A 13,653-nucleotide genomic window follows, 5' to 3' on the forward strand; every position below is an offset into this window, starting at 1 on the left:
TCAATTGTACTATTTTTGAGCGCCACTTTAAAATAAATACGCTTTGGAAAAACTTTTTGATGTTATTTTACAGAATAGAAAACGATTGTATAAAATCTTAGAAGAAACTCCCAAGGAGCAGCTACTTGAGATTCCCAAGGGTTTTAATAATAATATCTGGTGGAATATTGCGCATACGTTGGTTACTCCGCAAGTTTTGGCGTATAAGTTCAGCAATTTACAAATGAGGGTTCCGGATGAATTCGTTGTAAAGTTCAGTAAAGGAACCAAACCGGACGGTACAGCAACTAAAGAGGAAATGATGATTATTGCAGATTTTCTTATTTCTACTTTGGAATGGCTCGTAGAGGACTATGAGGCCGGACTTTTTCAGGAGTATACGGAATATACTACCAGTGCCGGTGTTACATTAACCTCGGTTGAGGAAGCCGTAGCCTTTACCGCTTATCACGAAGGTTTACACATGGGGGCAATTATTGCCTTACTTAAAATTGTGGCGAAATAAACTAGGATTTACTCTTTACCAAATAAGGTTTGATATCTGTGAAAGGCAGTGTCAAAACTATGGGGCCGTCTGCATATGAAGCAACCTCATAAGGGTTGTAGAGCAACTTTATGCCTTCCTCGGTAAACCCAATGTTTTCGGGAAGGTAAAATAAATCGCGCTCAAACATAAAACCAGTGCTGTTGATTGGACCGTCTAAGGGGATTTTTTCTTGGTTTCTGAATTTCTGTTCAGCAAACTTTTCAAAATCTTTACGGTCTTTAAAAATTTCCCAATTCTCCAGTTCCTTGCCTTTTTTCTTGTCAAAGTTCAAGAAATGTCGTGAGCTATACCCATGCGCACCTCCCGTAAAAATATAGGAGTTAAGCTCAAGGGTGATAAAATTATCATCTTCATAGGTAACTTTACCCTCTATATTCGCTTCCCAGCCTATCGCTTCCTCTGGGTACAACTTTTTGAGCTCCCAATATCCATTGCTAAAGGATTCAACAGCATCCTTGATGGATGTAGCCTCTAATTCATCGTCATAGTTCAAGGTTTCTATGATTTCTTCATCAATAGCAGTATTAATAGTAGTAGCTATCTTAGAATTTTCAAGAGCCTTAGGAACGTTTATCCCCACGTTCGGACATTCGGAACAACGAGTCTCGTCAAGACTAACGGTCTCAAATGTTAGCTTGTTTTCTTTTTGACATCCTACAAGGGCTAAAAGCAAAATGATATAGGTAACTTGGGTTCTCATATAGGTAGTTCATTGGGGTGAGGCAGACCATACTGGATTATCCAATATCAAAGATAACGATAGATTTATACGAATAATTATAAAAAATGAGCGAAAAAACGTTAAAATTTAATAGTAAGACCATTCACGGAGGTCAAAAGCCAGATGCTGCTTATGGTGCAGTAATGCCTCCTATTTATCAAACATCTACTTATGCACAGACCACACCGGGCGGTCATAAAGGCTACGCATACTCTAGAAGTGCCAATCCTACCAGAACGGCTCTAGAAGATTCTTTGGCAAGTATTGAAAACGGAACTCATGGTATGGCCTTTGCAAGCGGAATTGCTGCTATGGATGCTGTAATTAAATTGTTGAACCCGGGTGATGAAGTGGTTTCTACAAACGATTTGTACGGCGGAACGTATAGGTTATTTAAAAAAGTGTTCGAAAAATTCGGGATAAAATTTGTTTTCGTGGATATGCAGGATGCCCAAGCTATTGAACCGGCAATCAACAGCAGAACAAAATTGATTTGGGTAGAGACTCCTACGAACCCAATGATGAACATTATTGATATAAAGGCAATTGCTCAATTGGCTAAAAAGCATGAGGTGCTAATGGCCGTAGATAATACGTTTGCTACGCCCTATTTACAGACGCCGTTAGATTTAGGTGCGGATATTGTAATGCATTCTGCAACAAAATATTTAGGGGGACATAGTGATGTGGTTGCCGGAGCATTAATTGTGAAAGACAAAGGGTTGGCGGAAGAGCTATACTTTATTCAAAATGCAAGTGGGGCTATTTGTGGTCCTATGGATAGTTTTTTGGTATTGCGAGGTATAAAAACGCTTCATGTACGTATGGAACGTCATTGTGAGAATGGAGCCGCTATTGCTAACTATTTGGCAAGTCATACCAAAATAGAGAAAGTGTATTGGCCCGGTTTTGAAAGTCACCCCAACCATGAAATCGCCAAAAGTCAAATGAGCGGTTATGGAGGTATGATTTCTTTTGTAACCAAAGGTGCCAGTTATGAAGATGCCATTAAATTTGTAGAGAAGTTACAGATATTTACCTTGGCCGAATCTTTGGGAGGTGTAGAAAGTCTTGCGGGACATCCTGCCAGTATGACCCACGCGAGTATTCCAAAGGAAGAAAGGGAGAAAATCGGAGTTGTAGATGCACTAATACGCTTAAGTGTTGGTATTGAAGATGTAGAGGATCTTATAAACGACTTAAAACAGGCAATCGACTAAAATTTTAGTGGATTTTTAAAAAAAGGATGTTTTAGTTATATAAATAACATAATTTTGTCGTTATAATCAAAATTCAACAAAAATCTCGTTATGGATATTAAGATTAAGGACTTCATGGATGAAGTCAAAATGAGAAACGGGCATGAGCCCGAGTTCATTCAAGCGGTACAAGAAGTTGCTGAGACGGTAATTCCATATATCGCAAAGAATGAAATATATAATGGTAAGAATATCTTACTACGAATGGTTGAGCCGGAAAGGCTTATTTCTTTTAGGGTTGCCTGGGTAGATGATGAAGGAGAGATTCATGTAAATAGAGGCTACCGTATTCAGATGAATTCAGCTATTGGTCCATATAAGGGTGGTTTGCGGTTCCATCCATCTGTCAATGCCAGTATTTTAAAGTTCTTGGCCTTTGAACAGGTTTTTAAAAACAGCCTTACCACTCTGCCTATGGGTGGAGGAAAAGGAGGGTCGGATTTTGACCCAAAAGGAAAATCGCATGATGAAGTCATGCGTTTTTGTCATGCATTTATGCTAGAGCTTTGTCGCCATATTGGCCCTAATACAGATGTACCTGCGGGAGACATAGGAGTAGGTGCTCGTGAAATTGGATTTCTATTTGGGATGTATAAAAAAATCAGAAATGAATTTACCGGTGTTTTAACTGGTAAGGGCCTTTCTTGGGGTGGTTCTAAAATTCGGCCGGAAGCAACGGGATACGGAACGGTATATTTTGCACAAAGTATGCTGAAAACAAAGAACGATACTTTTAAGGGAAAAACTGTTGTTATTTCAGGTTCGGGTAACGTGGCTCAATATGCGGCTGAGAAAGTTTTACAACTAGGAGGTAAGGTAGTAACTTTATCTGATTCTGGAGGATACATTTATGATTCAGAGGGTATTGATGCGGAAAAGCTGGCTTTCGTTATGGATTTGAAAAACAATAAGCGTGGTAGAATTTCTGAATATACTGAAAAGTATAAAAACTCGGAATACCATAAGGGTAAAACTCCTTGGGAAGTAAAATGTGATATTGCATTACCATGTGCTACCCAAAACGAATTATTGGTCAACGACGCAAAAATGTTAATGGCCAATGGTTGCATGTGCGTGGTAGAGGGCGCAAATATGCCCTGTGATACAGATGCAGTTCATGCATTCCATGAAGGAAAGATCTTATTTGCTCCGGGTAAGGCTTCCAATGCTGGTGGTGTTGCCACCTCCGGTCTTGAAATGTCGCAAAACTCATTACGTATTAGTTGGACAAGAGAAGAGGTAGATGAGAGGCTTCGCGATATTATGGAAGATATTCATGACTCTTGTATTGAGTACGGAAAAGAGGAAGATGGCTATTGCAATTACGTAAAAGGCGCAAATATTGCGGGATTCGTTAAAGTTGCCGATGCCATGTTAGCACAAGGTGTAATATAAAAACATCAACCTACATAATGGTAAGACCTGTAGCTTCTAAGGTTGCAGGTCTTTTTTTTATTCTCTAATGGCTAATCTTTAATCACTTCCTATTTAAAGTTATCTTTGTTACAAACCTAATCTTGTACATGCAGGTAACTACAAAGGCCATAGTTCTTACATCTCTTAAATACGGCGATACAAGTTTAATTGTAAAGGCCTTTACGGAATCTGAAGGTGCAAAATCTTATTTACTGCGTGGTGTTTTGGCTTCCAAAAAAGGAAAATTGAAAACGGCTTATTTCCAGCCTTTAACTCAGCTTGAAATTGTTGCTAATCACAAGAATAAAGGAGCTTTAGAAAGTATAAAAGAGGCAAAAATAAATTATCCTTATCAAACATTGCACTCGGATATTTCTAAGAATGCAATGACCTTGTTTCTTGCTGAAATGTTAGCAAATAGTATTCATGAAGAAGAATCCAACAAAACACTTTTTGAGTTCATAGAAGCTTCATTGCAATGGCTTGATGCGCAAAGTGATATCTCTAATTTTCATATCTATTTTTTGGTGCGCCTAACCCGGTATTTAGGTTTTTATCCGGATACGAATGAGATTCAGGCAGGCTATTTTGACTTGCTGGAAGGTGAGTTTACCCATACACTTTCATTGAATCCTATTTTAAGTGGAGAAAATCTTGACTACTTCAAAACCTTCTTGGGCATAAATTTTGATGAGATACATCATATCAAAATGAATAAAAGCAACCGTCAAGAACTTTTAAAATCATTAGTACTGTTCTACGAGTTGCATTTACAAGGATTTAGAAAGCCAAAATCCCTTGCCATCTTAAACGAAGTATTTAGTTAGTATGAACAAAGTTCTGTTTTTACTTGTTTTTCTGTGCTTTCACGTCGGATTTGCCCAACAAATCACGGTTTTGGATGTAGATACGCGTGAACCCGTTGGTAATGTCGCTATTTATAATTCTGACCATACAAAAACTGCCTTAACGGATTTTGATGGAAAGGTTGATTTAAAGATTTTTGGAAAGGAAGAACGCATTACTTTCCGTCATCTCAGTTACCAATCAAGGAAAAGTACCAAAGGTTCAATTCTTAGGCATGATAGCCGGTTTTATTTGGTTATGAAAGCAGAAGAGTTGGATGAAGTGGTTATGTCTGTTTCTAAATGGGAGCAGCAAAAAAAGGATATTCCCAATAAAATAACAGTTATAGGTGCTAAGGATATAGAATTTTCAAGTCCGCAAACATCAGCAGACCTGTTGCAGAATAGTGGTAAGGTATTTGTTCAAAAAAGTCAACTAGGTGGCGGCAGCCCTATGATCAGAGGCTTTGCTACCAACCGTTTGTTGTTATCGGTAGATGGAGTACGTATGAACAATGCTATATTTAGAGGTGGAAATCTACAGAATGTAATATCTATTGATCCGTACTCCATAAAAAGTACGGAGATAATATTTGGCCCCGGTTCTGTTATTTATGGAAGTGATGCTATTGGGGGAGTGATGAATTTTTATACGAAAAAAGCTGAGTTTTCAAATACGAACAACTTATTGTTTTCCGGAAATGCAAGTTATCGTTTTGCTACGGTCAATACAGAAAATACATTTCACTTAGATTTTAATTTAGGTAAAAAGAAATGGGCCTTTCTGACCAGTGCTTCGTACAACAGCTTTGATGACCTGAGCATGGGTTCTCATGGACCTGGTTCCTATTTAAGAAACCAATATGTATCAACGGTTAACGGAACCGATTTCCTGGTAGAGAATGAGAATCCAAAAAAACAGACTCCTACAGGGTATAACCAGTTTAATTTGATGCAAAAAATAGCATTCAAACCAAATAATTCTTGGCACTACGATTTGGGTCTTCATTATTCTGAAACTTCCGATTATGCTAGATATGACCGTTTGATACGGCCAAACAAAGCAGGAGACGGACTTCGTTCTGCGGAGTGGTTCTATGGCCCACAAAAATGGTTTATGAGTAATCTGCAGTTAAACAAAAGGGGTAAAGGTATTTTTTACGAGGGATTGAAAATAACAACTGCTTATCAACATTTTGAAGAAAGCCGAAATGACAGGTCTTTTCAAGATATACTTCGGTATACAACAAAAGAGAAAGTAGATGCGATTTCTACGAATATTGACTTTGAAAATAAGAAGATAGGCAATCTGCGCTTGTATTACGGAGGTGAGTATATTTTTAACAAAGTAGGTTCTTTGGGTAGTCAAGAAAATATTGAGACTAATCTGGTATCAGGTACGGCTTCTAGATACCCAGACGGGGCTACTTGGCAAACCTTAGCGGGTTATGTAAACGGAGAGTACAAGGCCAAACCCAATTTTACGATACTTTCAGGACTTAGATATAGTCATGTTTGGATAGATGCCGATTTTGATAAAACCTATTATCCATTTCCTTTTGATGATGCCAATCTTAATAACGGTGCCTTAACGGGAAGTTTGGGTTTTAGTTGGTTTCCAAAAGCTGATTTACAGATTACCTTAAATAGTTCAACAGGTTTTAGGGCTCCCAATATAGATGATGTGGGTAAAATATTCGATTCGGAACCTGGCGCGGTAGTGGTTCCAAACCCTGATTTGGAACCTGAATATGCTTATAATATTGAACTAGGCGTCTCCAAGAACTTTAATGATAAGTTGGTTTTTAAAAGTGCCGCGTTTTATACGTATCTGGTTGATGCTTTAGTGCGAAGGGATTATTTGTTTGATGCGGAAAGTGAGATTGTTTATAATGGCGAATTAAGTAACGTACAGGCCATACAGAATGCGGCAAAGGCTTTTGTTTATGGTTTTGAATTTGGGGCCGAAGCTTTTCTTACGGATAATCTATCTATAGTTTCTAATTTGACTATTACAGAAGGTATAGAAGAGGAAGAAGATGGTACGGAATCTCCAGGACGGCATGTTTCTCCCACTTTTGGCGATTTACATGTAATTTATAAAAACCAAAGGATGAAAACAGATGTGTTCGTGAACTATAACGGAGAGATTCCTTTTTATGATTTAGCTACTTCAGAACGAAGCAAGGAATATATTTATGCGTTAGATAGTGAAGGAAACCCTTATTCACCTTCTTGGTATACGCTAAATGTGCGTTCTCATTATGAACTTACAAATGCATTCAAGGTTTCTTTGAATCTAGAAAATATTACCGATCAACGCTATCGTTCCTATTCTTCGGGAATTTCTGCTCCGGGTATTAATGTTGTTCTAGGTGTAGGGTATAGGTTTTAATGTGACTTAGGAATTTTAAATAAAAAAACCCTGGCCATAGGCCGGGGTTTTTCGTTATACTATATGTAACTTAAAATTAGTTAACAGCAGATTTTGCTTTATCAAGAGCACCATTTGCAGCACCTTTGGCATCGTCACCTGCTTTGTTAGCAGCGTCTTTTGCTTTATTGGCAGCATCATTGGCACCTTCTTTAATGTCACTAGCAGCTTCATTAGCTTTAGCTTTGATATCGTCGCCTGCAGCTTCGGCCTTAGCCTTTAAATCGCCAGCAGCTTCTTCCGCACCGGCCTTGATGTCTTCACCTGCTTCAGCAGCTTTGTCCATAGCTTCGTTACCCGCTTCTTGTGCTTTGTCCATGGCGTCAGACCCCATTTCCTTAGCATCTTCACCAGCCTGCTCCATGGCAGCACCAGCTTCATCGGTAGCACTCTTTGCTTTGTCGGCAGCTTCTCTACAAGAAACGAAAGAGATACTTAAAGCAAGCATCAAAACGGCACTTAAAATTACTTTTTTCATGATTTTGTGTTTAATAGTTTTGTTTAATTTTTTTAAATATACGTAAGAAACATTGTTTTGGACGCTATATTTTAACATTTTCTTACAATCTTGTTTTTCTTCCCGTATTTCAATTCTGTCAAATCGATTTAATTTGGGTAAAAATCCCTAATTTTGCAGCCTTAAATTAATGCAGTAGAGCCACTTATTATGAAGTTTGCGGAATATAAAGGATTGGATTTGCCCAAAGTAGCCGAGGATATACTTGATTACTGGAAACAAAACCAAATATTTGAGAAAAGTGTTACCTCTAGAGAGGGTAAACCTAGCTATGTGTTTTACGAGGGTCCTCCGTCAGCAAACGGTATGCCAGGTATACATCACGTTATGGCACGTACCATTAAGGATATTTTTCCTAGGTATAAGACAATGAAAGGTTTTCAGGTAAAACGGAAGGCTGGATGGGATACCCACGGCTTACCCATTGAACTGGGTGTTGAGAAAAAATTGGGCATAACCAAAGAGGATATCGGAGTTAAAATTTCGGTTGAAGAATATAATGCTGCTTGTAAAAAAGCGGTAATGAGGTATACCGATGTTTGGAATTCTATGACCGAACAAGTTGGGTATTGGGTAGATATGGAAGATCCATATATCACATACAAATCCAAATACATGGAGACGGTATGGTGGTTGCTAAAACAGATTTATTCTAAAGATTTAATTTATAAGGGATATACCATACAACCATATTCCCCAAAAGCTGGTACCGGATTAAGTTCTCATGAGCTAAATCAACCAGGGACTTATCAAGATGTTACCGATACTACGGTAACCGCTCAGTTTAAAGCGGTAGAAGAAACATTACCTGATTTTTTGCAGAATGAAGGCACCGTTTACTTTTTGGCTTGGACGACCACTCCGTGGACTTTACCTTCTAATACGGCGTTGACTGTTGGTCCTAAAATAGATTATGTTTTAGTCGAATCTTATAATCAGTATACTTTTGAGCCAATGAATGTAGTTCTTGCCAAGAATTTGGTAGGGAAACAATTCTCAGGTAAGTTCACAGAGGTTTCAGGAAAGTCAGAGTTGTTAGAATATAAGTCTGGCGATAAAAAAATTCCTTTCTATGTTGTAAAAGAATTTAAAGGAAAAGATTTATTAGGTATTAGGTATGAGCAGTTAATGGATTATGTACTGCCCTATGAAAATGCAGAAAACGCTTTTAGAATAATTGCAGGTGATTTTGTAACTACAGAAGATGGTACAGGTATTGTTCATACCGCGCCAACTTTTGGTGCAGATGATGCTTTTGTTGCCAAGCAGGCAGTTCCAGAAATTCCGCCAATGTTAGTGTTGGATGAAAATGCAAATTTAGTTCCTTTGGTTGATTTGCAAGGAAAGTTCAGACCTGAGTTGAAAGAACTGGGAGGAAAGTATGTTAAGAATGAATACTATGATGATGGTGAAGCTCCAGAGCGTTCTATAGATGTTGAAATTGCCATTAAATTAAAAGAAGAGAATAAAGCTTTTAAGGTAGAGAAGTATGTGCACAGTTACCCTAACTGTTGGCGTACGGATAAACCGATATTATATTATCCATTAGATTCTTGGTTTATTAAAGTGACGGATGTAAAGGATAAAATGTTTGAATTGAACCAAACCATAAACTGGAAACCAAAAGCAACTGGTGAAGGTAGATTTGGTAATTGGTTGGCAAACGCTAATGATTGGAACCTTTCTAGATCGCGTTATTGGGGTATTCCATTACCAATTTGGAGAACGGAAGACGGTAAAGAAGAAATAATCATTGGTTCTGTTGCAGAGCTAAAGTCAGAAATGGCTAAGGCAGTTGAAGTTGGAGTGTTGGAAAAAGATATTTATGCGGACTTCATTGTGGATGATATGTCTGATGAGAACTATGATAAAATAGATCTACATAAAAATATTGTTGATCAAATTACTTTAGTTTCCGCGTCGGGAAAACCAATGAAACGTGAGAGTGATCTTATCGATGTTTGGTTCGATAGTGGTTCTATGCCTTACGCTCAATGGCATTACCCGTTTGAAAATAAAGAATTGATAGATGAGGGAAAAACATTTCCTGCGGATTTCATAGCGGAAGGCGTTGATCAAACACGTGGTTGGTTCTATACCTTGCATGCAATTGCAACTATGGTCTTTGATTCTGTTGCATATAAAAATGTAGTTTCCAATGGACTCGTTTTAGATAAGGACGGTAAGAAAATGTCTAAACGTTTAGGCAATGCCGTTGATCCTTTTGAAACGATGAACGAGCATGGAGCAGATGCTACAAGGTGGTATATGATCAGTAATGCCAACCCTTGGGATAACTTAAAGTTTGATACGGAAGGTATTGTGGAAGTAAAACGAAAGTTCTTCGGTACACTTTACAATACGTATTCTTTTTTCGGCTTATACGCCAATATCGATGAATTTGATTATTCGGAAAAAGAGATTCCATTGAACGAAAGACCGGAAATTGACAGGTGGATTTTATCCGAGCTTCATTCCTTGATCAAAACGGTAGACGAAGCGTATGCAGATTATGAACCTACCAAAGCAACACGAGCTATTTCAGACTATGTTCAAGAGAATTTAAGTAACTGGTATGTGCGCTTGTGTAGAAGACGTTTCTGGAAAGGAAGTTATGAGAAAGATAAAATATCCGCCTACCAAACACTTTATACTTGTCTAGAGGCTGTGGCTAAATTATCGGCTCCCGTGGCTCCATTCTTTATGGATAGACTTTATAAAGATTTAACAAATACGACTCATACAGAGGCTTTTGAATCTGTACATTTGGCGAAATTTCCCGTTTATAATGAGGCAATTGTAGATAAAGATTTGGAAAGTAAGATGGAAAAAGCCCAGACTATTTCGTCTTTGGTACTTTCTATCCGTCAGAAAGAAAAAATAAAGGTACGACAGCCACTACAGAAAGTGATGATACCTGTTTTAGATGAAAAACAGAAGCATGAGATAGAAGCAGTTGCAGATTTAATCATGTCAGAGGTTAATGTCAAAGAAATAGAATTGTTAGATGATGCTTCCGGTATTCTAGTGAAGCAGATTAAACCTAATTTCAAGGTTTTGGGCCCTAAATTTGGGAAGGATATGAAAAAAATTGCTCAAGCTGTTGGTCAGCTAGGGCAAGAGGATATCCAAAAAATTGAACAGGAGGGCGAAATTTCTCTTGATATTGACGATAAAATTATTACATTACAATTGCAAGACGTAGAGATAGCCTCTCAAGATATTGAAGGTTGGTTGGTTGCGAGTTCGGGAGCTATTACAGTAGCCTTGGATGTAACCATAAACGAAGATTTAAGAGAAGAGGGTATAGCTAGGGAACTTGTAAATAGAATTCAGAACATAAGAAAAGATTCTGGATTTGAAGTGACAGATAGAATTGACGTTAAGATTCTAAAAGATGGTTTTGTTGAAAAAGCGGTATCGAATAATTTAGATTATATAAAAACCGAAACCTTAACAGCAGAATTAGTTTTAGAGGAAAAATTGGAGAAAGGAGCCGAAATTTCTTTTGACGAGGTGAACACTAAATTATTTATTGAAAAACATTAATACGATGGCAGAAGATTTAAAAGTTAGATATTCGGATAAGGATCTTGCCGAATTTAAGGTACTTATAGAAGATAAAATCGAAAAAGCAAAAAGTCATTTAGACTTGTTGAAGAGTTCTTATATGAATGATGGGAATAATGGTACGGATGATACCTCGCCAACATTCAAAGCATTTGAGGAAGGTTCTGAGACTATGAGCAAAGAGGCAAATACGCAGTTGGCTATACGTCAAGAGAAGTTCATCAGAGATTTAAAAAATGCTCTTTTACGTATTGAGAACAAAACCTATGGCATTTGCCGTGTTACAGGAAAATTAATTGCTAAAGAGCGTCTTAAGCTTGTTCCACATGCTACTTTAAGTATTGAGGCAAAAAACATGCAAAAGTAATTTCTACTCGATTAGAATAATAGGAGCCTACAAGAAATTAGTTCTTGTAGGTTTTTTTTATAAATAAAACATGAAAAGCTTTCTTGCATTCTTTCTCTTCTTCAATCTTGTGACAGCACAGAAGGTGGTGAAGAAAACTTTAGTTAATGATGCGGTTACAGCTATTATTATAGATGTAAATACCTGTTATCAACTAATTTTGGAAACTTCTGAAAGCCAAGAAATGTCCGTTGAAGCGGTAATTGATGGAGAGTACAGGAAAGACCTTTTACTGTCCGTAAAAGAAGAAGGTAGTTCAATTATGATAAGCAGTGGTTTTCAACCAAACTTTAAAAACCCTAATGATAAACTAAGTGCACATAAGGTAATTTCAATTGCCTTGAGGGTTATTTTGCCAAAGCACAAATATGTTACAGTTTTTGGCACAAGTTGTAATGTGATTGCAGATGGTGATTTTAGGGAACTCAGTGTTTCTTTAAGCGATGGTCATTGCGAACTTTTTAATGTTCAAGAAAATGTAAAGGTGCACACGCAGAGCGGTGGGATTTTGGTGCACACGCTAAAAGCCGATATTAATGCCGTTAGTAAATACGGCGAAATTAACGAAGAACAGATTCCTAAGGGCAGTGCGGTGTATACCCTTACTTCTGTAACGGGTAATATACGGATAAGGAAAACCGAATAATATACTTATTTTTGCGCATTCAAGTTGTATACGTACTATGAATCTAAAGAAATCATTACTCATTATCATAGCAGTACTGTTAGTTGATCAGCTGAGTAAAATTTATATAAAAACCCATTTTATTTTGGGTGATTCCGTTGAGGTTTTTAGTTGGTTCAAAATTCTCTTTATTGAGAATTCAGGAGCGGCTTGGGGGGCTAAATTGAGTGATTTCTTGCCTATTTCCGAACCTACGGGAAAGCTGGTTTTAACTGTTTTTAGATTGTTTGCAGTTGCGGGTATTGGATATTGGTTATATGATACTATACGGAAAAAATCCTCTAAAACGCTTATTCTGGCAGTTTGTTTAATTTTTGCTGGAGCCTTGGGCAACATTATAGATTCTGTACTATATGGGGTTGTGTTTAGTGATAGCTATCAGCAGTTGGCAACGGCATTTTCTAATGAACCCTATGGAAGTCTGTTTTATGGGAAAGTAGTAGATATGCTTTATTTTCCCATGGTAGATACCACTTGGCCGGAATGGGTGCCTTATTTTGGAGGGTCTTCTTTTCGCTTTTTTGAACCGGTATTCAATATAGCGGATATGGCCATAAGTACCGGTGTTGGGATTCTTCTAGTTTTTAATAAGAAAGCCTTTGGTAAAATAGAGGATGAGGAAGTTATAACAGAGGAAACAATTTAAAATTCTAAAAAGAATACGTTTTATTTGGTGTTACGCAGTAGTCCAATGGCACGTCATTGCTGTGAGTATCCGTAATAAGTTCTTCTTCTACCGTAAACATGGATAATCCTATTTTGATTATATCATTGCGGCATTCTCCCAAGAAGGCGTCATAGAATCCTTTACCGTAACCCACACGGTTTCCCTTTTTGTCAAAACCGAGTAGTGGCATAAAAACAACATCAATTTTGCCAATAGGTACTTCTATTCCATCAATTGGTTCGGGAATATTCCATTTGTTTTTTCTGATTCTTGTAGAATCCGTGAGTAAAAAATGTTGTAAGGTATTGTAGTCCGCTACTTTGGGCAGGACTACATTTTTATCTTTTCCTTGAAGGATGGAAAGGATGAAAGTAGTATCTACTTCTTTATTTTCTGAAATGGGTAAAAAAATGTGGTAGTAGTCATAAGACCATACCGGTAATTTTAAAAGTCCGTTTGCAATACTCAGACTAAAATCCGTTATTGATTTCTCGTCTAAAGCGTGTCTGCGATTTTTGTATAGTGATCTTAAATCTTTTTTAAGCATTGATTATGACCTCAGTACAATTGGGGAAACTCTAAAAAA

General features: G+C 37.5%; 12 protein-coding genes. 9 read left to right on the top strand and 3 right to left on the bottom strand.

Features of this window, described 5'->3' with window-relative positions; translation table 11 throughout:
* Positions 1 to 43: 43 nt before the first annotated feature.
* Positions 44 to 505: a DinB family protein gene (locus tag KO521_RS17445; protein WP_215941188.1), complete on the top strand. Its 462-nt coding sequence runs from the start codon at positions 44 to 46 to the stop codon at positions 503 to 505.
* A 1-nt stretch (position 506) separates the two neighbouring features.
* Here the strand turns inward: KO521_RS17445 and KO521_RS17450 are convergent, their stop codons facing one another.
* Entirely contained in the window at positions 507 to 1,247 is a 741-nt protein-coding gene (locus KO521_RS17450; RefSeq protein ID WP_215941189.1) for a DUF3298 and DUF4163 domain-containing protein, read from the bottom strand.
* A gap of 86 nt (positions 1,248 to 1,333) precedes the next feature.
* Here KO521_RS17450 and KO521_RS17455 point away from each other — a divergent pair, with 86 nt between their 5' ends.
* From KO521_RS17455 to KO521_RS17470, 4 genes are all read left to right on the top strand, one after another.
* Positions 1,334 to 2,488 (top strand): cystathionine gamma-synthase, encoded by a 1,155-nt coding sequence (locus KO521_RS17455; protein ID WP_215941190.1) that lies wholly within the window; start codon positions 1,334 to 1,336, stop codon positions 2,486 to 2,488.
* Between the two features lie 90 nt (positions 2,489 to 2,578).
* A complete protein-coding gene (gdhA, locus tag KO521_RS17460) occupies positions 2,579 to 3,922 on the top strand; it encodes an NADP-specific glutamate dehydrogenase (protein WP_215941191.1) in 1,344 nt (447 codons plus the stop codon).
* Between the two features lie 128 nt (positions 3,923 to 4,050).
* Positions 4,051 to 4,770, top strand: a complete 720-nt coding sequence (recO, locus tag KO521_RS17465; protein WP_215941192.1) for a DNA repair protein RecO — start codon at positions 4,051 to 4,053, stop codon at positions 4,768 to 4,770.
* Between the two features lies 1 nt (position 4,771).
* Positions 4,772 to 7,183 (top strand): TonB-dependent receptor, encoded by a 2,412-nt coding sequence (locus KO521_RS17470; RefSeq protein WP_215941193.1) that lies wholly within the window; start codon positions 4,772 to 4,774, stop codon positions 7,181 to 7,183.
* A 76-nt stretch (positions 7,184 to 7,259) separates the two neighbouring features.
* On the opposite strand, the gene KO521_RS17475 is transcribed toward KO521_RS17470, so the two are convergent.
* Entirely contained in the window at positions 7,260 to 7,700 is a 441-nt protein-coding gene (locus KO521_RS17475) for a hypothetical protein (protein ID WP_215941194.1), read from the bottom strand.
* Between the two features lie 189 nt (positions 7,701 to 7,889).
* Between KO521_RS17475 and ileS the strand changes: the two genes are divergently transcribed.
* From ileS to KO521_RS17495, 4 genes are all read left to right on the top strand, one after another.
* Positions 7,890 to 11,288, top strand: coding sequence for an isoleucine--tRNA ligase (gene ileS, locus KO521_RS17480; RefSeq protein WP_215941195.1), 3,399 nt, complete (start codon positions 7,890 to 7,892; stop codon positions 11,286 to 11,288).
* A gap of 4 nt (positions 11,289 to 11,292) precedes the next feature.
* Positions 11,293 to 11,676 carry a TraR/DksA family transcriptional regulator gene (locus tag KO521_RS17485; RefSeq protein WP_194533369.1) on the top strand — a complete coding sequence of 128 codons (384 nt, stop codon included), beginning with the start codon at positions 11,293 to 11,295 and terminating at the stop codon, positions 11,674 to 11,676.
* Between the two features lie 70 nt (positions 11,677 to 11,746).
* Positions 11,747 to 12,361 (top strand): hypothetical protein, encoded by a 615-nt coding sequence (locus KO521_RS17490; protein WP_215941196.1) that lies wholly within the window; start codon positions 11,747 to 11,749, stop codon positions 12,359 to 12,361.
* A 37-nt stretch (positions 12,362 to 12,398) separates the two neighbouring features.
* Positions 12,399 to 13,046, top strand: coding sequence for a lipoprotein signal peptidase (locus KO521_RS17495; protein ID WP_215941197.1), 648 nt, complete (start codon positions 12,399 to 12,401; stop codon positions 13,044 to 13,046).
* A 4-nt stretch (positions 13,047 to 13,050) separates the two neighbouring features.
* Here KO521_RS17495 and KO521_RS17500 read toward each other — a convergent pair whose 3' ends face one another.
* Complete coding sequence (locus KO521_RS17500; protein WP_215941198.1) at positions 13,051 to 13,614, bottom strand: 5-formyltetrahydrofolate cyclo-ligase; 564 nt, start codon at positions 13,612 to 13,614, stop codon at positions 13,051 to 13,053.
* Positions 13,615 to 13,653: the final 39 nt, after the last annotated feature.

Source organism: Zobellia uliginosa, from assembly GCF_018860745.1.
GTDB lineage: Bacteria > Bacteroidota > Bacteroidia > Flavobacteriales > Flavobacteriaceae > Zobellia > Zobellia uliginosa_B.

Coding starts and splice junctions, on each gene's coding strand:
- gdhA (WP_215941191.1), top strand. CDS start 2,579: ATGGATATTAAGATTAAGGACTTCATGGATGAAGTCAAAATGAGAAAC.
- KO521_RS17500 (WP_215941198.1), bottom strand. CDS start 13,614: ATGCTTAAAAAAGATTTAAGATCACTATACAAAAATCGCAGACACGCT.
- ileS (WP_215941195.1), top strand. CDS start 7,890: ATGAAGTTTGCGGAATATAAAGGATTGGATTTGCCCAAAGTAGCCGAG.
- KO521_RS17495 (WP_215941197.1), top strand. CDS start 12,399: ATGAATCTAAAGAAATCATTACTCATTATCATAGCAGTACTGTTAGTT.
- KO521_RS17475 (WP_215941194.1), bottom strand. CDS start 7,700: ATGAAAAAAGTAATTTTAAGTGCCGTTTTGATGCTTGCTTTAAGTATC.
- KO521_RS17450 (WP_215941189.1), bottom strand. CDS start 1,247: ATGAGAACCCAAGTTACCTATATCATTTTGCTTTTAGCCCTTGTAGGA.
- KO521_RS17490 (WP_215941196.1), top strand. CDS start 11,747: ATGAAAAGCTTTCTTGCATTCTTTCTCTTCTTCAATCTTGTGACAGCA.
- KO521_RS17455 (WP_215941190.1), top strand. CDS start 1,334: ATGAGCGAAAAAACGTTAAAATTTAATAGTAAGACCATTCACGGAGGT.
- recO (WP_215941192.1), top strand. CDS start 4,051: ATGCAGGTAACTACAAAGGCCATAGTTCTTACATCTCTTAAATACGGC.
- KO521_RS17470 (WP_215941193.1), top strand. CDS start 4,772: ATGAACAAAGTTCTGTTTTTACTTGTTTTTCTGTGCTTTCACGTCGGA.
- KO521_RS17485 (WP_194533369.1), top strand. CDS start 11,293: ATGGCAGAAGATTTAAAAGTTAGATATTCGGATAAGGATCTTGCCGAA.